The 23,118-nt window shown below is 59.4% G+C and carries 19 protein-coding genes and 1 pseudogene; 9 read left to right on the top strand and 11 right to left on the bottom strand.

The genetic code is table 11. The annotated features are described in order from the left end of the window. Window positions 1-73: 73 nt before the first annotated feature. From MRS74_RS17085 to MRS74_RS17065, 5 genes are all read right to left on the bottom strand, one after another. Complete coding sequence (locus tag MRS74_RS17085) at window positions 74-1,057, bottom strand: glutathione S-transferase family protein (RefSeq protein ID WP_254581488.1); 984 nt, start codon at window positions 1,055-1,057, stop codon at window positions 74-76. Window positions 1,058-1,163: 106 nt separating this feature from the next. Then, window positions 1,164-1,754 carry an FMN-dependent NADH-azoreductase gene (locus MRS74_RS17080; RefSeq protein ID WP_254581487.1) on the bottom strand — a complete coding sequence of 197 codons (591 nt, stop codon included), beginning with the start codon at window positions 1,752-1,754 and terminating at the stop codon, window positions 1,164-1,166. A 164-nt stretch (window positions 1,755-1,918) separates the two neighbouring features. Beyond that, window positions 1,919-3,019, bottom strand: coding sequence for a DUF3080 family protein (locus MRS74_RS17075; protein WP_254581486.1), 1,101 nt, complete (start codon window positions 3,017-3,019; stop codon window positions 1,919-1,921). A gap of 5 nt (window positions 3,020-3,024) precedes the next feature. Next, window positions 3,025-4,425, bottom strand: a complete 1,401-nt coding sequence (locus MRS74_RS17070; RefSeq protein ID WP_254581485.1) for an MATE family efflux transporter — start codon at window positions 4,423-4,425, stop codon at window positions 3,025-3,027. A gap of 244 nt (window positions 4,426-4,669) precedes the next feature. Continuing rightward, window positions 4,670-6,406, bottom strand: a complete 1,737-nt coding sequence (locus MRS74_RS17065) for a PHA/PHB synthase family protein (protein ID WP_254581484.1) — start codon at window positions 6,404-6,406, stop codon at window positions 4,670-4,672. Between the two features lie 388 nt (window positions 6,407-6,794). Between MRS74_RS17065 and MRS74_RS17060 the strand changes: the two genes are divergently transcribed. Next, window positions 6,795-7,040, top strand: a complete 246-nt coding sequence (locus MRS74_RS17060; protein ID WP_254581483.1) for a glutaredoxin family protein — start codon at window positions 6,795-6,797, stop codon at window positions 7,038-7,040. A gap of 44 nt (window positions 7,041-7,084) precedes the next feature. Here MRS74_RS17060 and MRS74_RS17055 read toward each other — a convergent pair whose 3' ends face one another. Together MRS74_RS17055 and MRS74_RS17050 are read right to left on the bottom strand one after the other, a co-directional pair. After that, entirely contained in the window at window positions 7,085-7,885 is an 801-nt protein-coding gene (locus MRS74_RS17055; protein ID WP_254581482.1) for a TatD family hydrolase, read from the bottom strand. Between the two features lie 156 nt (window positions 7,886-8,041). Further along, window positions 8,042-10,015: a transglycosylase SLT domain-containing protein gene (locus MRS74_RS17050; RefSeq protein WP_254581481.1), complete on the bottom strand. Its 1,974-nt coding sequence runs from the start codon at window positions 10,013-10,015 to the stop codon at window positions 8,042-8,044. 144 nt (window positions 10,016-10,159) lie between these two features. Here MRS74_RS17050 and MRS74_RS17045 point away from each other — a divergent pair, with 144 nt between their 5' ends. Continuing rightward, a complete protein-coding gene (locus MRS74_RS17045) occupies window positions 10,160-12,043 on the top strand; it encodes an ATP-binding cassette domain-containing protein (protein WP_254581480.1) in 1,884 nt (627 codons plus the stop codon). 82 nt (window positions 12,044-12,125) lie between these two features. On the opposite strand, the gene MRS74_RS17040 is transcribed toward MRS74_RS17045, so the two are convergent. Next, window positions 12,126-12,566 (bottom strand): universal stress protein, encoded by a 441-nt coding sequence (locus tag MRS74_RS17040; RefSeq protein WP_254581479.1) that lies wholly within the window; start codon window positions 12,564-12,566, stop codon window positions 12,126-12,128. 93 nt (window positions 12,567-12,659) lie between these two features. Here MRS74_RS17040 and MRS74_RS17035 point away from each other — a divergent pair, with 93 nt between their 5' ends. Beyond that, entirely contained in the window at window positions 12,660-13,169 is a 510-nt protein-coding gene (locus MRS74_RS17035) for a hypothetical protein (protein ID WP_254581478.1), read from the top strand. A 21-nt stretch (window positions 13,170-13,190) separates the two neighbouring features. Beyond that, window positions 13,191-13,412 (top strand): DUF1653 domain-containing protein, encoded by a 222-nt coding sequence (locus tag MRS74_RS17030; RefSeq protein ID WP_256557986.1) that lies wholly within the window; start codon window positions 13,191-13,193, stop codon window positions 13,410-13,412. A gap of 27 nt (window positions 13,413-13,439) precedes the next feature. Here the strand turns inward: MRS74_RS17030 and MRS74_RS17025 are convergent, their stop codons facing one another. Beyond that, entirely contained in the window at window positions 13,440-14,162 is a 723-nt protein-coding gene (locus tag MRS74_RS17025; protein WP_254581476.1) for a DNA topoisomerase I, read from the bottom strand. Window positions 14,163-14,349: 187 nt separating this feature from the next. Here MRS74_RS17025 and topA point away from each other — a divergent pair, with 187 nt between their 5' ends. The 3 genes from topA to MRS74_RS17010 all read left to right on the top strand — a co-directional run bounded on the left by topA (window position 14,350) and on the right by MRS74_RS17010 (window position 17,900). Beyond that, a complete protein-coding gene (gene topA / locus MRS74_RS17020) occupies window positions 14,350-16,989 on the top strand; it encodes a type I DNA topoisomerase (RefSeq protein WP_254581475.1) in 2,640 nt (879 codons plus the stop codon). Window positions 16,990-17,009: 20 nt separating this feature from the next. Further along, window positions 17,010-17,528 (top strand): DUF6586 family protein, encoded by a 519-nt coding sequence (locus MRS74_RS17015; protein ID WP_254581474.1) that lies wholly within the window; start codon window positions 17,010-17,012, stop codon window positions 17,526-17,528. 126 nt (window positions 17,529-17,654) lie between these two features. Further along, the gene (locus MRS74_RS17010; RefSeq protein WP_254581473.1) at window positions 17,655-17,900 is read left to right on the top strand and encodes a hypothetical protein; all 246 of its coding nucleotides are present in this window, start codon (window positions 17,655-17,657) and stop codon (window positions 17,898-17,900) included. Window positions 17,901-18,067: 167 nt separating this feature from the next. Here MRS74_RS17010 and MRS74_RS17005 read toward each other — a convergent pair whose 3' ends face one another. Both MRS74_RS17005 and lexA read right to left on the bottom strand, forming a co-directional pair. Next, window positions 18,068-18,556: a cell division inhibitor SulA gene (locus MRS74_RS17005; protein WP_254581472.1), complete on the bottom strand. Its 489-nt coding sequence runs from the start codon at window positions 18,554-18,556 to the stop codon at window positions 18,068-18,070. Continuing rightward, entirely contained in the window at window positions 18,553-19,173 is a 621-nt protein-coding gene (gene lexA, locus MRS74_RS17000; protein ID WP_254581471.1) for a transcriptional repressor LexA, read from the bottom strand. Before lexA ends, MRS74_RS17005 begins: the two co-directional genes overlap by 4 nt. A gap of 132 nt (window positions 19,174-19,305) precedes the next feature. Here lexA and dinG point away from each other — a divergent pair, with 132 nt between their 5' ends. Both dinG and rhlB read left to right on the top strand, forming a co-directional pair. Further along, the gene (gene dinG, locus MRS74_RS16995) at window positions 19,306-21,429 is read left to right on the top strand and encodes an ATP-dependent DNA helicase DinG (RefSeq protein ID WP_254581470.1); all 2,124 of its coding nucleotides are present in this window, start codon (window positions 19,306-19,308) and stop codon (window positions 21,427-21,429) included. A 19-nt stretch (window positions 21,430-21,448) separates the two neighbouring features. Continuing rightward, window positions 21,449-22,741 (top strand): annotated as a pseudogene (rhlB, locus tag MRS74_RS16990) (ATP-dependent RNA helicase RhlB); the annotation flags it as partial. Between the last annotated feature and the right edge of the window lie 377 nt (window positions 22,742-23,118).

Raw genomic sequence — 23,118 nt, 5'->3', positions numbered from 1 at the left:
CTGGTACGTCCTGTTCCCCGGGGATGCCATCATGGATCATCCCGCAGTTTCGCTCAAGTGCTCAGCGCAGGCTTTATGCCGTTGTGGCGGGGAGGCGTGCGCGGTCGTGGGGTTGCGTCAACTCAAGCGCAGGCCCGCGTGGCACTATGCCGGTGGGATTGATGGTGCTGTGGCTGCGGTAGTAATGGTACTTGATCTGGCCCATGTCGACAGTGGCGCTGATGCCTGGCCACTGATACAGCTCGCGCAGGTAGCCCGACAGGTTGGGGTACCTGCTGATGCTGCGCAGGTTGGCTTTGAAGTGGCCAAAATAGACCGCATCAAAGCGTACCAGGGTGGTAAACAGGCGCCAGTCAGCTTCAGTAATGCGGCTGCCCAGCAGGTAGCGCTGTCGGCCCAGGCGCTGATCAATGGTATCCAGCGCGGCGAACAGGCTGTCGAAGGCGTCGTTATAGGCGCTCTGGGAGGTCGCAAAGCCGCAGCGGTAGACGCCGTTGTTGATGTTCTCGTATACGAACTGGTTAATCTCGTCGATTTCATGGCGCAGCGGTGCAGGATACAGATCCGGGCCCTGGTCTATGAGATGGGAAAAGGCGCTGTTGAACATGCGCAGAATATCGGCCGATTCATTGCTGACAATGGTGTGCTGCTGTTTGTCCCAGAGTAGCGGTACTGTGACGCGGCCACTGTAATCGTGTTGGGCGCGGGTATAGAGTTCATGGTGATAGCGGCTGTTATAGAGCGGGTCACCGCTGGGGTAGTCGGCGTGACTGAAGGCGGGGTCGGTCTTGTATTCCCAGCCATTGGCGGCCATCAGCGGGTGTACGCTGCTGACGCTGATAATCTTCTGCAGTCCCTTGATGCTGCGCGCGATCAGGGTGCGATGGGCCCAGGGGCAGGCCAGGGAAACGTACAGGTGGTAGCGCCCGGCCTCGGCCTTGAAATTGTCTTCACCTATCCAGTTTCGAAAACGGGATTGATCCCGCACGAAGGCACCCTTTTGGCTCTTGGTGTCGTAACCCTGGTCGTGCCATTGTCCGTTTACCAGTAATCCCATGGGTTGACCTCTGTGACTGAGTGTAAAAAGCTGCGTGCTACAAGGGGCCTGGCCGGTTTAGCGGCACAGGCCCCTTGTCGTTAAGGCGTTGCGGCGTTGGGGGCTGTTAAAGCTGTTCGATGGCGCTGATGGCCTGGTTTAGCGATGCTTCCTTCATATCGGCCATGCTCATGCCTTCAGCAGCGAAGGTTTCGACCGCGTTGATGCCCAGAAAGCCCAGGAAGGTGGTCACGTAGGGGGCAACGAAGTCACGCGGCGTGCCGGCGTGAATGCCACCGGTGGCGGTCACGATGTAGGCCTGTTTGCCCTGCACCAGGCCCACGGGGCCGGTTTCGGTGTATTTGAAGGTGACACCGGCGCGGGCGATGTGGTCGAAGTAGGCCTTCAGGGTTGAGGGTACGCCGAAGTTGTACATGGGGGCGGCGATGATGATGATATCGGTATTCATGAGTTCCGCCACCAGGGTATCGGACAGCGCGATGATCTCATTCTGCTCGGCACTACGCTGATCGGCCGGGGTAAAAAAGGCGCCCAGAGTCTGGTCAGTGATGTGGGGCAGCGGGTGGTGCGCCAGGTCGCGGGTGGTAACGGCAACCTCTGCATCACGGCCCAGGCGGGTCAGCAGCTTGCCGGTGAGCAGTCGGGTGTTGGAGGTTTCATTCAGGGCGCTGGATTGAACTACGAGTACTTTGGTCATGTCTGTCTCCGCAACAGTAGGTTGATGGAGTCATTATCTATGTCTGCCCGGGATTAAATAGCGGAATAACTTCAGTATAGAGTTCAGTTTTACTGAATGATTGATCGATGCGTCGGCACTCTCCAGTCACCAGTGCGGGTGGCGGCAGGCATAAGCCGCGGGAATTAGCGGCTGGGCATCAGGTTGCAGTGCCGCAGTGTGGTCTGCCAGCTGCGGATATGGTGATCACGCGCCCGGACGTAGGTTTGCCACAGGCTGTCGGGGTTGGTATCGGCAAAGGTGCGCCACTGGTAGTCACGCATCGCCGCCGTGGCGGGCAGACTGCTGAGCAGTTGCTGATGCAGTGTCTTCCAGCGCTGGCCGCTACGATCAACCCGTGCCATATAGGGCTGTACTTCGCCGGCATAATATTTGTTGAATACGTTCAGCAGTATGCGTGCTCTGGGGGTGGGTCTCTGTTGTGGGCAGATGGGGCGACGCTGCTCACGGCGATCGAGCGCCTGTGCCGTGAGTTCCAGGGTCTGGCTGAGCAGCCAGACGGATTTGAGCCACTGGCTGCCAAAACGGTTGGCTTCAAGTGTCTGGTAGTGCTGCTCAAGCTGGTCCAGCCCGGTGGGTAGCTGCCAGTTGGGAGTAGCGATCAGTGTTTGCAGCTCTGCCAGTGTCTGCAGGCTCAGCAGTGCGGCCTCGCTGCCATCGCTTTGGTTCTCATTCAGGCTGAGCGGCAGTGGTGGGTCGCCAATGGAAAAGTTGCTTTCCATTTCGCGGGAGGCGTAGATCGCATTCCAGAGTACCGCGGGCAGCTCCCGCGCTTTCAGGCTGTAGATGCTGTCGAGCTGCTGTATGAGCTGGGCATCAGTAGCCTTGTCAGTGTGGGCATTGACGCTTTGTGCCAGCTGCGCCCGGCAGTCTCGCACCTGGCTCAGCAGGCGCATTTCGTATACGAGTTGTTTGGAGGGCAGCATGACCTTGCCGAGCGAGCTGTTGCGCTGGGCGATCAGCCCCAGCAGGTTGCAGTGGCGCAGCGCCAATACTTCGATCAGCCCCTGGCGCAGATCCGTCAGTGGTAAAAGTCGCTGGCGGCGTGGCGGCAGCAGTGTAATAGCGGGGGCTGAGTCGAGGCGGTTGTCGATGGACTCTTCCAGCACCCGGGCGACCCGTTCACTGTAGTTGTCGAGCATGGCTTCGGGGCTGGATCGCTCGCAGGCGGTCAGCAGTGCGCTCAGGCACAGCAGCAGTGCGCAGTTTCGCAGCGCTCTGTGCATGGCGCCTAGGCCTGCGCCAGGCGGGTAATATGGCGCCGGGTCATCCACACAAGGCGTGTGCCGAGCAGCAGGGCGCCGAGGCTGAGTCCCAGTACCAGGCCGTACCAGAAGCCCTTGGCGCCCAGAGCCGGGCCCGCCAGGTCGGTGAGACCCAGAATGAAGCCTGCCGGCATGCCGACCAGCCAGTAGGCCACGAATACCAGCAGCAGTGGCATGCTCGTATCCTTGAATCCGCGCAGGGCGCCAGCGGCGGCAACCTGGATGCTGTCGGAAAACTGGAAGAAGGCGGCTATGCCGAGCAGTTGGGTCGCGAGGGCTAGAACGACCGGGTTGGGTGAATACAGGCTGGCAATGTTATGGGCGAAGAGCAGTATGAAGCAGCAGGAGAGCAGTGCGCAGCCAAGCGCCAGCACCACACCGGTAAAGGCACTGCACCTTGCTCTGTGGTAATCGGTGGCGCCCGCCAGGTGTCCGGTTCGGATGGTGATGGCCAGTGCAATGCTCAGGGGCAGCATAAAGGTGAGGCCGGTAAAGCTCATGGTGATCTGATGTGCCGCCACGGTAATGTCGCCCAGCGGGGCGAGCAGCAGGGCGATCAGGGAGAACATGCTGACTTCGATCAGCAGCGACAGACCGATGGGAAGGCCCAGTTGCATGAATTGCCGGGTTGCTGCAGGGCTGGGGCGTTGCCATCGACTAAGGGGTGCCGTTTCGGTAAAGGTCTGGCTGCGCCACAGGTAGAGGGCGCCGGCCAGCAGCATGGCTAGCATGACGATGCTGGTGGCCCAGCCGCAGCCAACGCCGCCCATGGCGGGCAGGCCGAGCTTGCCGTAAATGAAGATGTAGTTGAGCGGTATGTTGAGCAGCAGCCCCAGTACGGCGATCTTCATCACCACACGGGTCAGGCCGAAGCCTTCGCAGAAGCTGCGTATAAGCTGATACAGCAAAATTGCCGGCAAGCCCCAGGAGATAGCCCGCAGGTACTCCTGGGTCAGGGCGGTCAGCTCGGGTGCTACATCCAGCTGCTCCAGCAGCCAGGCGCAGTTGCGCACGCTGACAAAGGCCAGAAGGCCTGCGCACAGTGCGATCCAGAATCCCTGCTGAAATATGGCGCCGGCGGCGCGCGTCCTGTTGGCACCCAGGTGTTGCGCCACCATCGGCGTGGTGGCCATGAGCACACCGGACAGCGCCAGAAACACCGGGAGCCAGATGCCATTGCCCAGTGCCACGGCGGCCAGATCCCGGGCGCTGACGCGGCCGGCCATCAGGGTGTCGACAAAGCCCATGGCGGTTTGCGACAGCTGCGCCACCATGATGGGCCCGCCGAGCTTGAGCAGGACGCGGGCCTCGTGCAGGCAGATGCGGGGGGCGCTGGCGCGCTGAACGTTGTCGTTCGCAAGGTTCAAGGCATCGACTCAGTGGCTGGTATTGATGAGGTGGCGTGCCCAGGCGTTTTTTGCAGGCACTGTGGGCATGCAGGCCAGGCGTCGCGCCTATGAGTGCAGTTGATCCTGTGCATTCCGTTGCTCCGGGCTTGAGGCTTGGGGGCACAGGATAAAGTGGTAGCTGCAGTGGGGCAAGGCGTGGGCCACAAACAAAAACGGCGGCGAGCCCGAAGGGTCCGCCGCCGTTGTTTTAGCGCTGCAAGGCTTAGTCGATACGGGCGCTGACGTAGCGTCCTGGTGCCGGCTCAATGACCTTGAAGGTCGCGTTGCCGAAGTCGGTCGGTGCGTCCTGTTTCTTGCCGGCGCGGCGTTTCAGCCACTCGCCCCAGTGTGTCCACCAGGAGCCTTCCTGCTGGGTCGAGGTATCGAACCAGTGGTCGGCGCTCTTGCCCTGCTCGCCGCCGGTCCAGTAATGACGACGGTTCTTGGAGGCCGGGTTGATAACGCCGGCCACGTGGCCGCTGGCGCCCAGGACGAATTCAACATTGCCCTTGAAGTTGGCGGCGCCCTTGAAGGTGCCTTTCCATGGGGCTATATGGTCTTCGATGGTGGACAGGAAGTAGCAGGGGATTTTTATCTTGCGCAGGTCCACAGGCTCGCCACAGATGGTCAGGGCATTAGGCTCGACCAGCTTGTTTTCCAGGTACATCTTGTTGATATAGAAGGTGTACATGTTGGCGGGCAGGTTGGTGGAGTCGCTGTTCCAGTACAGAATATCGAACGGCGGCGGGGTCTGGCCCTTGAGGTAGTTGTTCACTACATAGGACCAGATCAGGTCGTTGGAGCGCAGCATGTTAAACGAGGTTGCAAGCTCCCGGCCATTGAGAACGCCGGCGTTGTTGACCTTGTCTTCCAGGCGCTTGACCTGCTGTTCGTCGATAAAGACGCACAGATCACCCGGGTCGCTGAAGTCGGTGAGGGTGGTGAGGAAGGTCGCGGAGGCTACGCGGTTGTCCTTGCGCGCCGCCATCACCGCCAGTGCCGATGCCAGCAGGGTGCCGCCGACACACCAGGCCAGGGCATTGATCTTGTCATCGCTGCCGATGTCGTGGACCACGTCGATGGCCTTGATCACGCCCTCGCCGACGTAGTCATCCCAGCTGATGTCGCCCTGCTCGATGGAGGGGTTCAGCCAGGACACCAGGAAGACGGTCTGGCCCTGTTCAACGCAGTAGCGCACAAAGGAGTTGTGCTCCTGCAGATCGAGGATATAGAACTTGTTGATGCACGGTGGCACGATCAGCAGCGGGCGTTCGGTGACCTGTTCGGTCAGCGGCTTGTACTGCAGCAGCTGGAACATGTCGTTCTCGAACACGACGGCGCCTTCGCTCAGGGCAAGGTTCTCGCCCAGCACGAATGCGGTTTCGTCCGTCATGGAGATGCGGCCCTTGTCGATGTCGCCGAGCAGGTTTTTCAAACCGTCGATCAGGCTCTGGCCCTTGGTTTCCAGTGCCTGCTGCAGCACTTCCGGATTGGTGGCGGCAAAGTTGGTTGGCGACAGGGCATCAATGTACTGCTTGGTGTAAAACTCCAGCTTGCGCTGCTCGGAATCCGACAGGTTGGCGTTGGAGGCCATCTCGTTCAGCAGCTTGGAGGTCAGCAGGTATGACTGCTTGATGTAGCTGAACACTGGGTTGGCGGACCATTCTTCGGCCTGAAAGCGACGATCCCCCTGGGATGGCTGGACGCTGGAAGCGGCGCTGCCGGTAAACAGGCTCTGCCACAGGTTTAGCTGTGCGGTCTGGTAGTCGGTGATGGCGCGAATCCAGACGGTCGGATCTTCAAAGGAGCGGGTGGTGAGTTCGGTCCAGGATTGAGTGAACTGGGTAAAGATGTCATCACCGCCTGAGGCCGTGAACATGTCCAGGACTTTCTTGGTTTCCGTGTTCAGGTAGTCGACAAATTCCTGAGGATTCGAAAGTACGTTGCTGTTTGTATCCATGAATACCGTTTTCTCCGGCTCGATCGACATCCGCAATGCTCGCCTTGCTGGGTGTGCCCGACAGCTTGGCAGGGGCCGATGTTGTGCATTTGCTAAACAAATGAGAATCGCAAGCATAGCCTTGAGGCAAAGGCTCTGACAACCCCTTCAATGGGATGAGGGCCGAATTTCGGAAGAATTATATTGCAGTTGCGCAATGGCAATGAGGGAGGATTGGCCGGGGCACTCCTGTGGGTGAATGATAATTGTTACATCATCATTACAGTGAGATGACCCGGGTTGCATGTGCCTGAAGCTGCGTGGCGGTTTTGCCGCCCGGCGATGGGCTCGCTAGAATGCGGGGCGCCGTTGTTGTTGACGGCCGCAAACTGGATTGCAAGGAATAACTATGCGCCATTTTCTGTTGATGAGTACGAGCGGTTGTCACCTGTGCGATGAGGCGATTGAAATCATTGTGACCTCGCTGGACCCCGCGCAGCACAGCGTCGATGAGGTGGATATTGCCGAGGAGGACGCCCTGCTGGAGCGCTATGCTGTGCGGATTCCGGTGTTGCTGGACGAGGCAAGCGGCCTGGAGCTTGGCTGGCCGTTTGATCGTGCCGGTTTGCTGTCCTTTATGGAGGGACTGAAGTAGAAGCTCTGAGGTCGCCGTTCTGGGGTTAATTGCCTGGCAGGTTTTTAGCGGCCTGCCAGGTTGAAGAAGGTCTGGCTGTTGGCATGAAGCTGCGCGCGCAGGGCCTCGATCGGCTCGCCGGTGGCGAGCGCCACGCGCTCGGCAATGTGGGGCAGATAGCGGGGCTCGTTGCGTCCGGACTTAGGTTTGGGGCGGATATCCCGCGGCAGCAAATAGGGTGCGTCTGTTTCCAGCAGCAGGCGGTTCGCCGGGATATCCCGGATAAGCGGCAGCAGATGGCTGCCGCGGCGTTCATCGCAGATCCAGCCGGTCAGGCCGATGTAAAGGTCCAGCTCCAGGTAGCCACGCAGCTCTTCTTCGCTGCCGGTAAAGCAGTGGGCGACCGCACGGCTGATTGAGTCCCGGTGGCGTTTGAGCATGGCGAGCTGCTGCGGATGGGCGTCCCGCTCGTGCAGGAACAGCGGCAATCCGGTTTCAATGGCCAGTTCAAGCTGTTGCTCGAAGGCGGCCGTCTGTTCGTCCTGGCTGGAAAAGTTGCGATTGAAGTCCAGCCCCGTTTCACCGATGGCGACACAGGCGGGGTGGTGTGCGAGTTGGCGCATTTGTTGGTGGGCAGCAGGGTTGTAGTCACTGGCATGGTGCGGGTGCACGCCGGCTGTGAAGTAAAGCTGGCCCGGTCTGCTTTCGCACAGCGCGCGGGCGGCATCAGAGCCCGCGACGCTGGTTCCAGTCACGATCAGGGTGCTGACGCCCGCCCCGGTGGCGCGCGCCAGCACGGCGTCCAGGTCCTCGGCAAAGCTTCTGTCGGTGAGGTTGACGCCAATGTCGGTCATGGGTGTAAGCACAGTATTGTTCCTGGTGTGGGCGGGGTTCTTAAAGAAGAGGGCATTTGAAGGGCTTTGTGATATCCGCCGTGCCTGGATGTCGGCTGTTTGATCCAGTCTGCCGCCGGCCCCCGTTCGGGGGGGGGCAGCAGTTTTGCATTACAGGACGGGTCTGTGTCAGAGTTTTTTGGCGCCGCCGGACTGGTAAAGTGCCAGAAGGGCGGACTCGGCCGGGCTCAGCATGCGCGTGGGTTGCTGGTCGCGCACGTCATAGATGACGCCGAATGCCAGCACGTTCTGCACGTAGTTGCGGGTTTCATCAAACGGAATGGTTTCGATCCAGATATCCAGCGGCAGGTTGCCGCGTTCTTCCAGCCAGCGCGACACCCGGTGCGGGCCTGCGTTGTAGGCGGCGGTTGCGAACACCCGGTTGCCATTGAAACGCTCCAGCATCTGCGAAAGGTACGCGGTGCCCAGTGAAATGTTGGTCTCGGGGCTGTTAAGGTCGTTACTGCTGCGATAGGGCACAGTGTAGCGCTTGGCGACCTGGGCGGCGGTTTGGGGCATCAGCTGCATCAGGCCGCGGGCGCCGGCGCCGGATTGCACCGACGCCTGGAAAGCACTTTCCTGGCGGGCGATGGACAGTGCCCAGGTGCGGTTGATGCCCCGCTCAGCCGCATACTGCTTGAACAGCGCCTTGTAGGGATGCGGGAAGCGGATGGAGAGGTCGTTCCAGCGCTTCGAGCTGATGGCGCCCCGAATGGACTGATCGTGCCAGCCCCAGCGACTGGCGACATGGGCGGCGGCGTGACGGTCGTCGTCACTGAGGCGGGTTTGGGTATGGTTCCACTCGGAGCGGGCCTGGTAGGTCTCATCGAGGTAAAGCAGTTCGCGCATGCGTTTGAACGCCGGGCTCTGTTCCAGGCGGTCGAGGCGTGCGCTGTCAAAGCCAGCCGGCTCATCCTTCAGATCGTAGGGGCGGTCATGCATTTCGGCGGCGAGAAAGCTGTAGAAGTTGCGTGAACCGATCAGCCTGGACAGGCTGTCCTGGCTGTTGCTGCCCTTGCCGGTGCTGTCGGTGGCGACGCTGTTCCAGTACTGCCAGCGCTCGTTGGCCTGCAATTCTGCCGGCAGGCGCTTGATCAGCTGCTGCACCTTGTTCCAGTCAAGCCGGGTGAGGGCGTTGCGAATGCGCCATTCGGTAATATCTTCCTGCTGGAAGTCGGGATCCAGGCGGGTCATCAATGCTTCGTAGTCGGGCAGGAAGTTCTTGCCCATGCGTACGCCGAAGTAGCGATCCAGGGTGGCCCGGCGCTGCGGGTCCACCTTGAGGCGGTCGCGATCACGCAGCCAGAGTTCGAAGGACTGTTCCAGGTCCTTGCGCGCAAGGTCGCGGATGCCGTGGGCGGCGATGCGGCCGTGCAGGGGGTTGGCGGAATTCAGCAGGCTACGGTCTTTCAGGATTGTCGGGTCCGCGCTGACTTTCAGGAAGAGCTCGCCGACCGATTTGTGCTCAGGCGTGCTGAGGTAGCGCTGAACGTATTTGGCCAGCGAGGAATTGCCGGCTTCAACCGCCTTGAATAAGCGGCTCAGCGCTATATCGGAATTGAGGTATCCAGCCTTGATCCAGCTGTCGAACAGGGGATCGCAGCTAGTGGGCTGGGAGGTGCCCACATTCCAGAGCTCGGCGGCGCTGGCATAGGCCGTCGCCGTGTCGCCGGTGTTGAGTCGCGCAACCAGCTCCAGGCACTGGTAGCGGGTGCCGCTGATCGGGTGTTGCGCCATGGCGCGCAGAAGGCCGTGCCAAGCCTGCTGGCGCGCCAGCTGGTTGATCCAGCTGCGCTGCAGGCGCGACGCCAAGGGTGTGTCAGCGTGGCTGGCGGCAAACTGATCGATCTGGTTCTGGCTGGCGCTGGCGAGGCGCTGTTCCATTCGATCATATTCAAGATAGGGGTAAAGCGGATAGTCCCTGAGGCTGGGTGAGATGGTCTCAAAGGTGTTCCAGTCTCCTGTTGCAATCGCCTGTTTTGCCTGCAGATAGCTTGCCCGCTCGCGGGCGTATGTGTCGACCGTGGTGCCGGCCGCCAGAGATGGCAGCGAAAAGGTGCAGCCCAGCGTCAGCGCCACGCATATCCTGGAGAGTGGTTTCATAGTCCGTTTACAGCCCTGTTTAGCCGAATTTGTGTCCAGTCTACTGGAGTCATCTGTACAAAATACAGGGGTTGAACAGTTTTCATATTTACGGCGGATTTCCTGTAGAATGTGCGTCCCCCAAATGAGCCGAATAGATACATTATGCCGCTGATACGACTTGACAACATTTCCATCGCCTTTGGTACCAGGGCATTGCTGGACCAAGTCTGTTTTCAGATCGACCCTGGTGAACGCGTGGCGCTGGTGGGGCTTAATGGAGCAGGCAAGTCGACCTTGCTGAAGCTTATCGGTGGCCAGCTGCAGGCCGATGGCGGCGAGTTCTGGGTTGATCCGGGCTGTCGCGTCGCGGAACTGCCCCAGGCGCTGCCGGCGGCGGATGAGCGCGCTGTGCGGGACGTGGTTATGGGTGGCCTGGGTGAAGTTGTCGAGATGCGCAGGCGCTACGAAGAGCTGGTGATGGAGCACGACGAGCGCACCATGGCCAAGCTCGATGTGCTGCAGCAGCAGATTGAAGCCGTGGATGGCTGGCACCTTGAACAGAAGGTGCAGCGCGTCATGGAGCGCCTGGGCCTGCCGGATGACCGCCTGATGTCAGAATTGTCCGGTGGCTGGCGCCGGCGTGCGGCGCTCGGTGCCGCTCTGGTGCAGGAGCCTGATCTGCTGCTGCTTGACGAGCCTACCAACCATCTGGATATCGAGACCATCGAGTGGATCGAACAGCAGATGAAGGAGTTTCGTGGCGGTCTACTGTTTATTTCCCATGACCGCTCACTGGTGGAATCCCTGGCAACGCGCATTATCGAAATTGATCGTGGCAAGCTGGTGTCCTTTCCCGGCAGTTACAGTCAGTACAAGGTGCGCAAGGAACAGATGCTGGCCGAAGAGGCCCGTCACAATGCTGAATTTGACAAGAAACTGGCCCAGGAAGAAGTCTGGATTCGCCAGGGAATCAAGGCGCGGCGCACCCGTAATGAAGGCCGGGTGCGGGCGCTGGAATCGCTGCGCAAGGAAAGATCCGAGCGGCGCAATCGCCAGGGCTCGGCCAAGTTCGGTCTGGAAACCGCACAGCGCTCCGGCAAGCTGGTGGTGGAGCTGAAGGGCGTATCCCTGGGCTACGATGGTCGTACCCTGGTGGACAACCTGTCGCTGACTGTCAATCGCGGTGATCGCATCGGCCTGATCGGCCCCAACGGTATTGGTAAAAGCAGCCTGCTCAGGCTGCTGCTGGGTCAGCAGGCGCCGGATTCAGGTGCAGTGAACCAGGGTACCAAGGTTGAAGTGGCTTATTTCGACCAGTTGCGTGGCCAGCTGGACATGGAAAAAACGGTCATCGACAACATTTCCCAGGGCCGTGAAAGCATCAGCATCAATGGCAAGGATCGCCATATCATCAGCTACCTGAGCGACTTCCTGTTTGCGCCGGAGCGTGCCCGCACGCCGGTCAAGGCGCTGTCCGGTGGTGAATGTAACCGTGTGCTGCTGGCCAAGCTCTTCAGTCAGCCGGCTAACGTGCTGGTGCTCGATGAGCCGACCAACGATCTGGATGTGGAAACTCTGGAGCTACTGGAGGAAATCCTGCTGGAGTTCACCGGTACCGTACTGCTGGTCAGTCATGACCGTGCCTTCCTCGACAACGTGGTGACCAGCACCCTGGTATTTGAAGGTCAGGGCAGGATCAGTGAGTACGTGGGCGGCTATCAGGACTGGATTCGTCAGCGGCCACAGCCGGTCGTGACCCCGGCGTCCAAAGGCCGGGTTGAAAAGCCGGTGCTGGGCAAGGAAGGGGCGCCCAAGGCTGCGCGCAAGCTGAGCTACAAGCTGCAGCGCGAACTGGACGGACTGCCGGCGCAGCTGGAAGCGGCGGAGGCCAAGCTGGCCGAACTGCAGGCCGCCATGTCGGACAGCAGATTCTATGAGCAGGGTCAGGACAAGATCCAGGCAGGGCTCGATGCCTTTGCGCAGCAGGAAAAAGTGGTGGAAGTGCTGATGGAACGCTGGGTCGAGCTGGAAGCAATGCAGGATTAAGGCATTAGAGCGCCCGCTGTGCGGGCGCGGCTTAAGCCTTAGGTGTGCGGCTCTGGGCGGCGCTGGCCGGTCCGGTGCACAGTTACTTGACGGGCTGCACGCGGATGGCGAGTACGTCGCAGTGGGCGCCGTGCAGTACGCCATTGGCGGTTGAGCCGAGCAGCAGTGACAGGCCGTGGCGGCCATGGCTGCCGACGATCACCAGGTCGATGGCGTTTTCTTCGCTGTGGCGGTGGATTTCAGATTCGGTATGGCCGCTGACTATGAATTTGTGGGTCACCGGATGACTGAGGCGGGCAGCAAAGCTGTCGAGCTTGCCCCGGGCATGATCGTCGAGTTGCTCCTGAATGGTGGTCAGGTCCATCGGGACATCGCCACCATAGGCAAAGCTCAGAGGCTCAATCACATGAATGAGGCTCAGTTCTGCGTTGTTGCGCTCGGCAATCTCGCAGGTTTTGTCGATCAGCTGATCTGATTCTTCAGACAGGTCAACCGCCAGCAAGATTCGTTTATAAGCACTCATGATCGAAGGTTTCCGTCTGGTTGCGTTAACTTGAGATTAGCATAGTGACCCGGTATCCGGGCATTCAAACATTCAGTAAGGCATGCGAACGTTATGTGGACCTGGGGAATAATTGTACTGATCATGATGTCGCTCATAGGTTCCATGATGTGGGCCATGCCAACGGCGCGGGAAAAGACCCAGGCCAGGTTGCGCAGCAAGGCTCGCACCCTGGGGTTGCAGGTACAGATAGTGCGGTTGACCGCGCCACGTGCGACGGGCCAGGCCGATGCCGAGGAATACGAACGTGCCGCTTATCGGTATCTGCGCCATGGGCTCAGTGCAGTGCAGCGTGAGCGGCTGCAGCCCTGGCAGCTGTTCCGTATGCGCTCGCTGGCCAATGAAGGTCTGCCAGAGGGCTGGAGCTGGAAGCAGGGTGAGCGACTGCTGTCCCGGGACCAGCTTGATGTGCTGGCAGAGGTGCTGTCGGCGCTGCCGCTGGATGTGGTTGCGCTGGAGTCGACACCGCTGCATGTGACTGCATTCTGGGAAGAGCGTGGTGGCATTGAAGGTGTCGAGAAAATTCAGGCTCTTCTGCGGCGTGTCGCAGACCAGGGTTTTTGACAGGAGGTGAATGTGGGTAAACTGCAACAGCCGCAGCCGGGGCTCTATCGGCATTACAAGGGCAATGAGTACGAAGTGATGGGCTGTGCCCGCCATTCGGAAACCGAAGAGTGGCTGGTCGTCTATCGGCCCTGTTACGGGGATCGGGGGCTTTGGGTGCGGCCGCTGGCGATGTTTGTCGAAACCGTATCCGGTCCTGCGGGTGAGCCGGTTGCGCGCTTTGCCCGCATTGATGAGGCATGAAGGCGCTTGCTTGATGTTGTTTTAGGCTCAATGGTCCTTGAAGTAGGCATCCAGATTGTCGGCCAGAGTGCCGTCTGAACGTTGCGGGCGCGGCTCCAGGCTGTCCAGCAGCGTCTGGATCTGGGTCAGGCGCTCCTGTTTGAACTGCTGCGGTACCATGGCGCGGGTCAGCACCGCCTTGGCGTGCTTGAGGTGCGACAGGGCGGCCGGCTTGTCCTGAAGGCCAAGACTTTTCTGGCCCTGGGTCAGGTGAGCCGTGGCGATAATCGATACGTTCAGCCAATGCAGTTCCTGGGCGTAACTTTTGGCAAGCGCCGGTGACAGGCTGTTATTCTGTGCCATTTCCGCCAGCAGATCGCGGGCGTAATTAATGAAGATGGATGCCCGCTTGATGGCGCGGTCGCTGTTCAGGGCCGCGGCTGCGGCGGTCGAGCGGTCCGCATGCTGTTTCTGGCTGGTCAGTGTGCTCAGGAGCGGGTTGTCCGGCGTCAGGTCCGCCATTTCACTGATCAGTGCGGCAACATGGGCTTCAATGCGCTCAACAATCTCTGGCTTGCAGCTGCAGGCACGCAAAATTCCCAGGGCGTTGATACCGTGTTCAGCCTGTTGGCCGAGCCATTTTACCCGTGCAGTCTGTCTGCGGGCGTGCAGTTCACGCTGGCTGATAATGTGACTGCCAATCAGGGCCAGGAGTCCGACAACGGCAATTATGATGAGTATGATGATGTTGTCGTGCAGCATGAGTGCCATGGGGGTTGGTTATTAACTCTCTGAATTATAAAGTGTAACAGAAGCATTTTTCATCCGATGCAGCGTTCTGACCCTGTCGCGGCCAAAAAAGCAGCTTTTTCTTCGCTTTGCTTGACCCCCGCAATGTCAGCACTTATATATGCACGCTGATTCAGTTAGCCGATTCCGCGCCAAGGAACATTATTCTATGGGAAAGTCACTCGTTATCGTCGAGTCTCCGGCAAAGGCCAAGACGATAAACAAATACCTCGGCAGCCAGTATGTCGTTAAGTCGAGCGTAGGCCATATTCGCGATCTTCCGACCAGCGGAACTGCAACCAAAAGTGATCCGAAGGAGCGGGCACGCCAGGCGGCGCTGACACGCAAGATGTCGCCCGAGGACAAGGCGGTGTACAAGGAACGCAAGTCCAGGGAACAGTTGATCGGACGCATGGGCGTCGATCCTGACAATGGCTGGGCGGCCCGCTACGAGATACTTCCCGGTAAGGAAAAGGTCGTTGAAGAACTGAAGCGGCTGGCGGAAAGCGCCGACGAAATCTATCTCGCGACCGACTTGGACCGCGAGGGGGAAGCCATTGCCTGGCATCTGCGGGAAGCTATCGGCGGGGATGATTCGCGCTATCGCCGCGTGGTGTTCAACGAAATTACCAAGAAGGCCATCAAGTCGGCATTCGAGAAGCCCTCCGAGCTTGACCTGGCGCGGGTCAATGCGCAGCAGGCGCGACGTTTCCTCGATCGTGTGGTGGGCTATATGCTGTCGCCGCTGTTGTGGGAAAAGGTTGCGCGCGGTCTTTCCGCCGGGCGTGTGCAGTCGGTGGCAACTCGCCTGGTCGTGGAGCGTGAGCGGGAAATTCGTGCCTTTGTGCCGGAAGAATACTGGGAACTGCATGCCGATACCCTGACCGCAGACAAGGCCGCTGTGCGACTGCAGGTGACCCGCTACAAGGATCAGGCATTTCGGCCGGTCAGTGAGCAGGAAACAAGCGCGTCGCTGACGTTGCTGGAAGGCGCGACCTATCAGGTCGTCAAGCGTGAAGACAAGCCGACCACCACCAAACCGGGTGCGCCCTATATTACCTCTACGCTGCAGCAGGCTGCCAGTACGCGCCTTGGCTACGGTGTCAAGAAGACCATGATGATGGCACAGCGGCTGTATGAGGCCGGTTACATCACCTATATGCGAACCGACTCCACCAACCTCAGCGTTGACGCAGTGACGCAGTGTCGCGAATACATTGGCGATATGTTTGGCAGCAAATACCTGCCCGATGCGCCTGTGGTGTACAGCAGCAAGGAAGGTGCACAGGAGGCGCACGAGGCGATTCGACCGTCCGATGTAAGCATCGAGGCCACGGCGCTGACCAATATGGAACGTGACGCCGAGCGGCTGTACGATCTGATCCGTCGGCAATTTCTGGCCTGTCAGATGAATCCCGCTGAGTATCTCAGTACGCGGGTGCAGGTCAGTGCTGGCGACTTTGAGCTGCGTACACGCGGTCGGATTCTCAAGTTTGATGGCTTTACCCGGGTGCTTCCGAGCAAGGGTAAGAATGACGAAGACGTGATTCTGCCGGACCTCAAGGCCGGTCAGACCCTGGCGCTCGAGCTTCTCGATCCCAAGCAGCACTTCACCAAGCCTGCGCCTCGCTACACTGAGGCGAGCCTGGTCAAGGAACTTGAAAAGCGCGGTATCGGTCGTCCCTCGACCTATGCGGCGATCATCTCCACGATTCAGGATCGCGGTTATGTCGAGGTGCAGAATCGGCGCTTTTATGCCCAGAAAATGGGCGACATAGTGACCGAGCGCTTGACGGAAAACTTTACCGATCTGATGGATTTCGGTTTTACCGCACGCATGGAAGAAGCGCTGGACGATGTGGCCAGTGGCGACAAAAACTGGAAGCAGGTACTTGACGGTTTCTATGCGGGCTTTGTGAAAAAACTCGAAGAGTCGCGCAGTGAAGAAGGCGGCATGCGCCCCAATACGCCGACGGAGACCGATATTCCCTGTCCGGTGTGCAGCCGGGTGATGATGATCAGAACCGCCAGTACCGGTGTCTTTCTGGGGTGTTCCGGCTATGCGTTGCCGCCCAAGGAGCGCTGCAAGGAAACCATCAATCTGGTGTCTGGCGACGAGGTGGTGAGCGAAGATGCCGACGATGAGGCTGAATCCCGCCTGCTGCGCAAGAAGCACCGCTGTGTTAAATGCAGTGCCGCGATGGACTCCTACCTGATCGATCAGACCCGCAAGCTGCATGTCTGTGGCAACAACCCGGATTGCGATGGCTTTGAGGTAGAGTTTGGCAGCTACCGCATCAAGGGGTATGAAGGTCCGACCATCGAGTGCGACAAGTGCAGCGCCCAGATGGAGCTCAAAACCGGTCGTTTCGGCAAGTACTTCGGCTGCTCCAACAGCGAATGCAAGAACACCCGCAAGCTGCTTAAGAGCGGTGAAGCTGCACCGCCCAAGATGGATCCGGTACCGATGCCTGAGCTGCAGTGCGAAAAGGTCGATGACACTTATATTCTGCGCGACGGTGCCAGTGGCCTGTTTCTGGCGGCGAGTCAGTTTCCGAAGAATCGTGAGACCCGGCCGCCCAAGGTTGGTGAGCTGCTGCCACACAGGGATGAAATCGATCCCAAGTACAGTTTCCTGTTTGATGCGCCAGTGGCGGATGCTGATGGCAATCCCACGCTGATACGTTTCAGTCGCAAGACCAAGGAGCAGTACGTGATGACGGAGGTCGAGGGCAAGGCAACCGGATGGCGCGCCTACTTTGATGGCGGTCGCTGGGTGGTAGAAGAGAAGGCCAAAAAAGCCAAATAGCCGGTGGCGGAGTAAATTGCATGAGCGTATTTGTTACCCGCACCAGCCAGAAGCTGAACTTTGTTCAGCTTCAGCTCGAGCAGCTGGCCCAGGCACAGGCGTCTACCGGCTGGAGCCGTCAGGCCCAGGTCGAGTGTTGCCAGGAGTCGGTGCTGTTCCATCTGGCGTCGGCCTATGGTGCCTTTCTGTGTGAGATTGGTGACCACTACCGCCTGGAGGTGGCGCAGCTGCAAAGCTTTGCCGACCTCGATACGCTGTTTGAGCAGGCGGCGGTGCAGTCGCCCGAGCGCACCGAGCTGGCTTCGCTGGAGCAGGATGCTGCTAGCTGGCTGAGGCGCATGCATGCAGCCTATGGGGCCTGCTGGCGGCCGGGCGCCAGGCCTGCGGCGGTCAACGTCGGCGAGAGTCAGTCCGAGATTCGGCTGATGTCGCTCAGTGTCGATGTGGTAACAGAAGTGACGCCGCAGCTGTGTCAGCTATGGCAGCGCGAACTGGCCCAGCTTGTTGAGCGCTTGCGTGCCGGCATGCAGGAGTGGTGAAGTAGTCGCTTTGCCCTGAGTGTCGCTGGCGGTCAGTCAGGTATCGAACGAATGCATGCTGATAAGGTGCTGGTCACAGATTTCAAGGCGGTTACCGGGCGCCGAAGCATAAGGCGAAAGGATCAAATGAAAGACGCATTGCTTGAAATAGTCATGCTGGAGACGGGCGAAATTGTCGTTCGTCGCTCCAGTGAACAGGATGAGCCGCTATTGACGCTGAGCTTTTCCGATGAGTTGTCCAGCACGCTGGGTGATGAGCGTATCAATATCGCCAAGATCATGCTGTCGGCTGGCGTCCAGCTGGTGGCCGAGGCGGGTGCGCGTCAACGCGAAGCTGAGGCCGATGTGCTAAGGCCGCCTGTTATTCACTAACCGCTCTTCCCAAAGTGTTTTTCGCAAACTGCAGTCTGGGCTTTCATGGGTGTATGGTCATGGGGCATGGATGTGGCTATCGACGGTACGTGCTGAAGCTCAAACGCCTCTTGCCTGAATCTGCCCCAATACCCAATTTGTGACCCGCTCAGGCAGGCCTGACGGCTTCAGGCGTGCTCCCGGCCCCGGATCAGAATGCCATGGCTGTCGCCGCAGGCGGCTGCCTGTTCGAGCGCCTTGAGTTCGAATTCTGACAGGTAGCCTGGCCATGAAATGACTGCATGGCAGGTGCCGGCACTCAGGGCGCGGCGGGCGAGGTCAAACGCGCTGTGGCCGCTGTCGGGTTGCAGCAGAATGACCTTGCCCAGATCAATCCCGGCATCGGTCAGCAGTGTTTTTGGCAGCAGTGCAGGGGGTGCGACCCAGGCAAACCAGCGATCATCCCGGCTCAGTTGGGCCAGCAATGGCATCAGCAGGGGCATGCTGGACAGGTTGCAGTCGTGGGTAATGATTTCGGTCAGTTTGCCGACGCCTGTACTGCTGGGAGCCGGCTTTTTGCGGGTCACATTCTGGCTCACGCTCTGACCTGGGTGCAGGTTCTGGCGCTTGGCCTGAAAGAGGGTGCGGCGGTATTTGGGCGCCGGTGCAAGGTTCATAGTGGTTCTCCTCCGCGGCGGATAACGCCAACACCCAGGCCTTCAATGGATATTTCCTGTTCCCTGAGATCGACCTCAATGGGAGCAAAGTCTTCGTTCTCGGCCAGCAGATAGACGCGATTATTCTCGCGTTTGAAGCGCTTTACCGTGACTTCGTCGCCTATACGCGCCACTACTATCTGGCCGTTGCGGGCTTCCTGGCATTGATGCACGGCCAGCAGGTCGCCATCCATGATGCCGATATTGCGCATGCTCTGGCCCTTTACCCGCAGCAGGTAGTGCGCCGGCGGATGGAAAAAATCGGCCGAGATGGTGCAGTGATCTTCAATATGCTGCTGGGCAAGTATGGGTGAACCTGCGGCCACCTGGCCGACGATGGGCAGGCTTTCGTTGGCGGCATCGAGCCCGAGATCGGGCAGGCGTATGCCGCGGGAGGTGCCGGGAATGATTTCAATGGCACCTTTGCGAGCCAGTGCCTTGAGGTGTTCTTCAGCGGCGTTGGCTGATTTGAAACCAAGATCGCGCGCAATGTCGGCCCGTGTGGGCGGGTAGCCGGTGGTTTCGATATGCTTTTTGATGCACTCGAGCACATCCGTTTGTCGGCGAGTCAGTTTCATGGTTTTTGCCTGTTGTTTTATACAGTAGGTGTAAGTATATACAGTAGCTTAATCCCGTAAAGCAAATTCTGTTGATATATCCAGTGTTTTGCTAGAATCGCGGCTCCTGTCTCAGCTGATCCGGATGCCGCGTTGCTAACCGAGGACCTCAAACAACAGATACAGCAGGCCTATCGGGCATTTCTAGATGCCAAGGGTCTCAAGTCGCGCTATGGGCAGCGCCAGATGGTGGGTGCCGTTGCGCGCGTCATTGGCGGTGTGCAGGCCGATGCTTCGGGTGTACGTCAGTCCGAGGGGCATGTCGTGCTGGTGGAGGCAGGTACAGGTACCGGCAAGACGCTGGCCTATCTGCTGGGCACCATCCCGGTGGCTAAGGCCGCCAACAAGAAACTGGTGCTCTCGACGGCAACCGTGGCACTGCAGGAGCAGCTGCTGTACAAGGATCTGCCGGATATTGCTCTGCACGCCCAGCTGCCGGTCAAGGTCAGTCTGGCCAAGGGACGCGGGCGTTACCTCTGTATCAGCAAGGCCGAGCGTATTCTTGACAGTCAGGGCGCAATGGGGCAGATGGCGCTCTACGAAGATGAGCAGGTCCACAAGCTCGATGAGGCGGACCTGGGGCTCTATCGTGAGTTACTGAACGAGTTTGCCTCCGGCCGCTGGGACGGCGACCGGGACAACCTCAAGCGAGAGCTGGAAGATCAGCTGTGGCATCCGCTCACCAGTGATCACCTGCAATGCACCAACCGGCGTTGTCATAACTTCAGCGCTTGTCCGTTTTACCGGGCGCGCGAATCCCTTGATCAGGCCGAGGTGGTGATTGCAAATCATGACCTGGTGATGGCGGATCTGGCCCTGGGCGGCGGCGCCATTCTGCCGGACCCGGCCGACAGCATTTACGTGTTTGACGAAGGTCACCATCTGGCGGCCAAGGCGATCGGTCATTTCTCCTACAGCATGAGAGTTGCGGGCAGTATTCGCTGGCTTTCGGCCGCCACACGCCAGCTGGAGAAAATGCGTGTCGACTGCGGCGAACATCAGGTGCTCAGTACCTATGTAACGCAGCTGGCCCAGCCTTTTACCGACTTGAATCAGTGCCTGGAGAGCTTTCAGCGTACCTTGCGTGCCTTGCTGACAGAATCCAACGGCAGTCCCAAGTCGGATCGTTTTCGCTTTCCCAACGGGCAGTTGCCGGAGATGCTGCGCATCGAAGCGGGCGATGTTGCCAAGATTGCAGACAAGGCGGTGGTCAAGTTCGAGCAGATTGTGGAGTTGCTCAAGGAGGCCATTGATGGCGGTATTCCGGAGATTGAAAAGGATGCGGCGGAACGCTGGTATCCGCAGACAGGACTCCTGCTCTCGCGGATGCAGTCCATCCACTCGCTGGTGCGCTCTTATCGCAATCCGGATCCCGAGGGCAGCTCGCCAACGGCGCGCTGGATCAATGTGATCGAATCTCCCGACGGCGTTGATTTCGAATGCCGCAGCAGCCCGGTGTCGGCGGCAGCAACCCTGAGCGAACATCTGTGGCAACATTGTTACGGCGCTGTCGTGACCTCGGCGACACTGACGGCGCTGGGGCACTTTGACCGTGTGCTGGTAGATTTGGGCTTGCCTGCGGACAGTCCCTGCGAGCGGCTGCAAAGCCCGTTTGATCATCAGCGCTGTGCCGAACTCTGGGTGCCGCCCATGCGGGCGGACCCCTCCAATCCCGAAGCGCATACTGCAGAGGTCGCTGATTTTCTGGCCAAACGGTTGCCGCAGGCCAGCGCGACCCTGGTTTTGTTCAGTTCATGGCGCCAGATGCGCACGGTGCTTGAACAGTTAGCTGATTCCATTAAGAATACGATTCTGTCCCAGGGCCAGTTTTCGAAGAATGAAATACTGCAGCAGCACCGGGCGGCGATCGACAAAGGCACGCCGAGCATTATTTTTGGTCTGGCATCCTTTGCCGAAGGGGTCGACCTGCCCGGTGACTACCTGACCGAAGTCATTATTACCAAGCTGCCATTCAGCGTGCCGGATGATCCGGTGGACGCAACCATGGCGGAGTGGATTGAACGCCAGGGCGGCAATGCCTTTATCGACTGGAGTGTGCCTGTGGCCTCCATGCGTCTCACTCAGGCGGTCGGGCGCTTGCTCAGAACAGAACAGGATAGCGGCAACATTATTTTGCTGGATCGCCGGGTGGTCACCAAACGCTATGGCAGACAGCTGCTGGATGCGTTGCCACCTTTCAGGCGCAAACTGAACTAACAGGGTTTAAGGTTTCACATTGACTAACGACGATAAGAGCAACAAACGCAGACGTCCATCCCGCGGATCCTCACGCAAGCGCGGGGGCTCGCGCCCGCGCGGCGCATCCAAGGTACAGAAGTGGTCACCGGCTGATTTTGTAGTGCCCGTTGAAGAGGGCAAGTCGCGCTTTCACGACTTCAACCTGCCGGATGCCATGCTGCACGCCATCCAGGATCTGGGGTATCAGTACTGTACGCCGATTCAGGCAGCTACCCTGGAGTCTGCGCTTGCCGGCAAGGATATTATCGGCAAGGCACAGACGGGTACCGGCAAGACTGCCGCTTTTCTGACCGGTATCATCACCGATCTGATCGACTTTCCGCTGGATGAAGAGCGTCGCATGGGCGAGCCGCGTGTGCTGATTGTGGCGCCGACCCGAGAGCTGGCGCTGCAGATCGCATCCGATGCAGTGGATCTGGGCAAATACGCCGATATCAGCGCGGTTGCGCTGGTCGGTGGCATGGATTACGAAAAGCAGCGCTCGGAACTGCGCGAGCGAGCGGTGGATATCCTGGTAGCCACGCCCGGTCGACTGATTGATTTCGTGCGCTCCAAGGAAGTCGATCTCTACAACGTTGAGGTGCTGGTGCTGGATGAGGCCGATCGCATGCTGAGCATGGGCTTTATACCCGACGTTCGCACCATCATTCGCCAGACGCCGCGCAAAGGCGAAGATCGCCAGACATTGCTCTACAGTGCCACCTTCTCCGAGGATATCATGAGCCTGGCACAGCAATGGACCGTGGACCCGGTGCGGGTTGAAATCGAACCCGATCGCAAGACGACTGACAATATCAGTCAGACCGTATTCCTGGTGTCCAGCAGTCAGAAGTATCGTCTGCTGCGCAATTACATCCGTGTCAATGGCATCGAGAAGGTCATAGTGTTTGGCAACCGCCGCCATGAAACCCGTGCCCTGGCCGAGCGGCTCGAGAAAGACGGCCTGCGTGCGGCGCTGATGTCCGGCGAGATCCCGCAGAACAAACGCCTGCGTACGCTGGAGGACTTCCGCAACGGCAAGATCCAGGTGCTGGTGGCCACCGATGTGGCTGGGCGTGGCATCCATATCGACGGCGTGACCCATGTCATCAATTACCAGTTACCGGAAGACCCTGAAGATTACGTACACCGTATCGGCCGTACCGGTCGCGCCGGCGCAACCGGTGCCTCGGTGTGCTTCGCCTGTGAAAACGACTCTTTCCTGATTCCGGAAATTGAAGTGGAAACCGGCGTGAAAATGAACTGCCTGCATCCTGATCCCGAGCTGCTGCTTGACGTCATGCCGGTGGCGGTTGCTGTGGCCGACGTAGCCGCTACGACCACCGACGCGGATGAAGCCGGTGCAGATGATGCCCAAGTGCCGGCTTCTTCTGACACTCAGCCTGAAGCGCCCGCCGATGATGTGGCTGTGGTGCCGTCCGCGCAGGGCTCTGCAGAACCTGAGCAGACTGCAGCATCTGGACAATCTGAAGAGACTGATGAATCCGGGCAGGCCGCTGATTCCGACAAAGTAGCTGATTCCGACAAGGTGGCTGAGACCCAGACCGAGCAGGACGATCTGAAGGTTGCCAGGTCACAGCAGGCCGACGCTGTTGCGCACGCGGGTGTTGAAGCTGCCGAAGCTGCCGAAGTTGCAGTCGATGCCGC

It is taken from the genome of Marinobacterium sedimentorum (genome assembly GCF_024267675.1).
GTDB classification, from domain to species: Bacteria; Pseudomonadota; Gammaproteobacteria; order Pseudomonadales; family Balneatricaceae; genus Marinobacterium_A; species Marinobacterium_A sedimentorum.
The sequence above is the reverse complement of the archived record's forward strand: the minus strand, read 5'-3'. Positions and strand labels throughout refer to the sequence as shown.

Excerpts from the sequence above, each read along its gene's own strand:
- MRS74_RS17085 (WP_254581488.1), bottom strand. The coding sequence starts at position 1,057 with ATGGGATTACTGGTAAACGGACAATGGCACGACCAGGGTTACGACACC.
- MRS74_RS17080 (WP_254581487.1), bottom strand. The coding sequence starts at position 1,754 with ATGACCAAAGTACTCGTAGTTCAATCCAGCGCCCTGAATGAAACCTCC.
- MRS74_RS17075 (WP_254581486.1), bottom strand. The coding sequence starts at position 3,019 with ATGCACAGAGCGCTGCGAAACTGCGCACTGCTGCTGTGCCTGAGCGCA.
- MRS74_RS17065 (WP_254581484.1), bottom strand. The coding sequence starts at position 6,406 with ATGGATACAAACAGCAACGTACTTTCGAATCCTCAGGAATTTGTCGAC.
- MRS74_RS17060 (WP_254581483.1), top strand. The coding sequence starts at position 6,795 with ATGCGCCATTTTCTGTTGATGAGTACGAGCGGTTGTCACCTGTGCGAT.
- MRS74_RS17050 (WP_254581481.1), bottom strand. The coding sequence starts at position 10,015 with ATGAAACCACTCTCCAGGATATGCGTGGCGCTGACGCTGGGCTGCACC.
- MRS74_RS17045 (WP_254581480.1), top strand. The coding sequence starts at position 10,160 with ATGCCGCTGATACGACTTGACAACATTTCCATCGCCTTTGGTACCAGG.
- MRS74_RS17040 (WP_254581479.1), bottom strand. The coding sequence starts at position 12,566 with ATGAGTGCTTATAAACGAATCTTGCTGGCGGTTGACCTGTCTGAAGAA.
- MRS74_RS17035 (WP_254581478.1), top strand. The coding sequence starts at position 12,660 with ATGTGGACCTGGGGAATAATTGTACTGATCATGATGTCGCTCATAGGT.
- MRS74_RS17025 (WP_254581476.1), bottom strand. The coding sequence starts at position 14,162 with ATGGCACTCATGCTGCACGACAACATCATCATACTCATCATAATTGCC.
- topA (WP_254581475.1), top strand. The coding sequence starts at position 14,350 with ATGGGAAAGTCACTCGTTATCGTCGAGTCTCCGGCAAAGGCCAAGACG.
- MRS74_RS17015 (WP_254581474.1), top strand. The coding sequence starts at position 17,010 with ATGAGCGTATTTGTTACCCGCACCAGCCAGAAGCTGAACTTTGTTCAG.
- MRS74_RS17010 (WP_254581473.1), top strand. The coding sequence starts at position 17,655 with ATGAAAGACGCATTGCTTGAAATAGTCATGCTGGAGACGGGCGAAATT.
- MRS74_RS17005 (WP_254581472.1), bottom strand. The coding sequence starts at position 18,556 with ATGAACCTTGCACCGGCGCCCAAATACCGCCGCACCCTCTTTCAGGCC.
- lexA (WP_254581471.1), bottom strand. The coding sequence starts at position 19,173 with ATGAAACTGACTCGCCGACAAACGGATGTGCTCGAGTGCATCAAAAAG.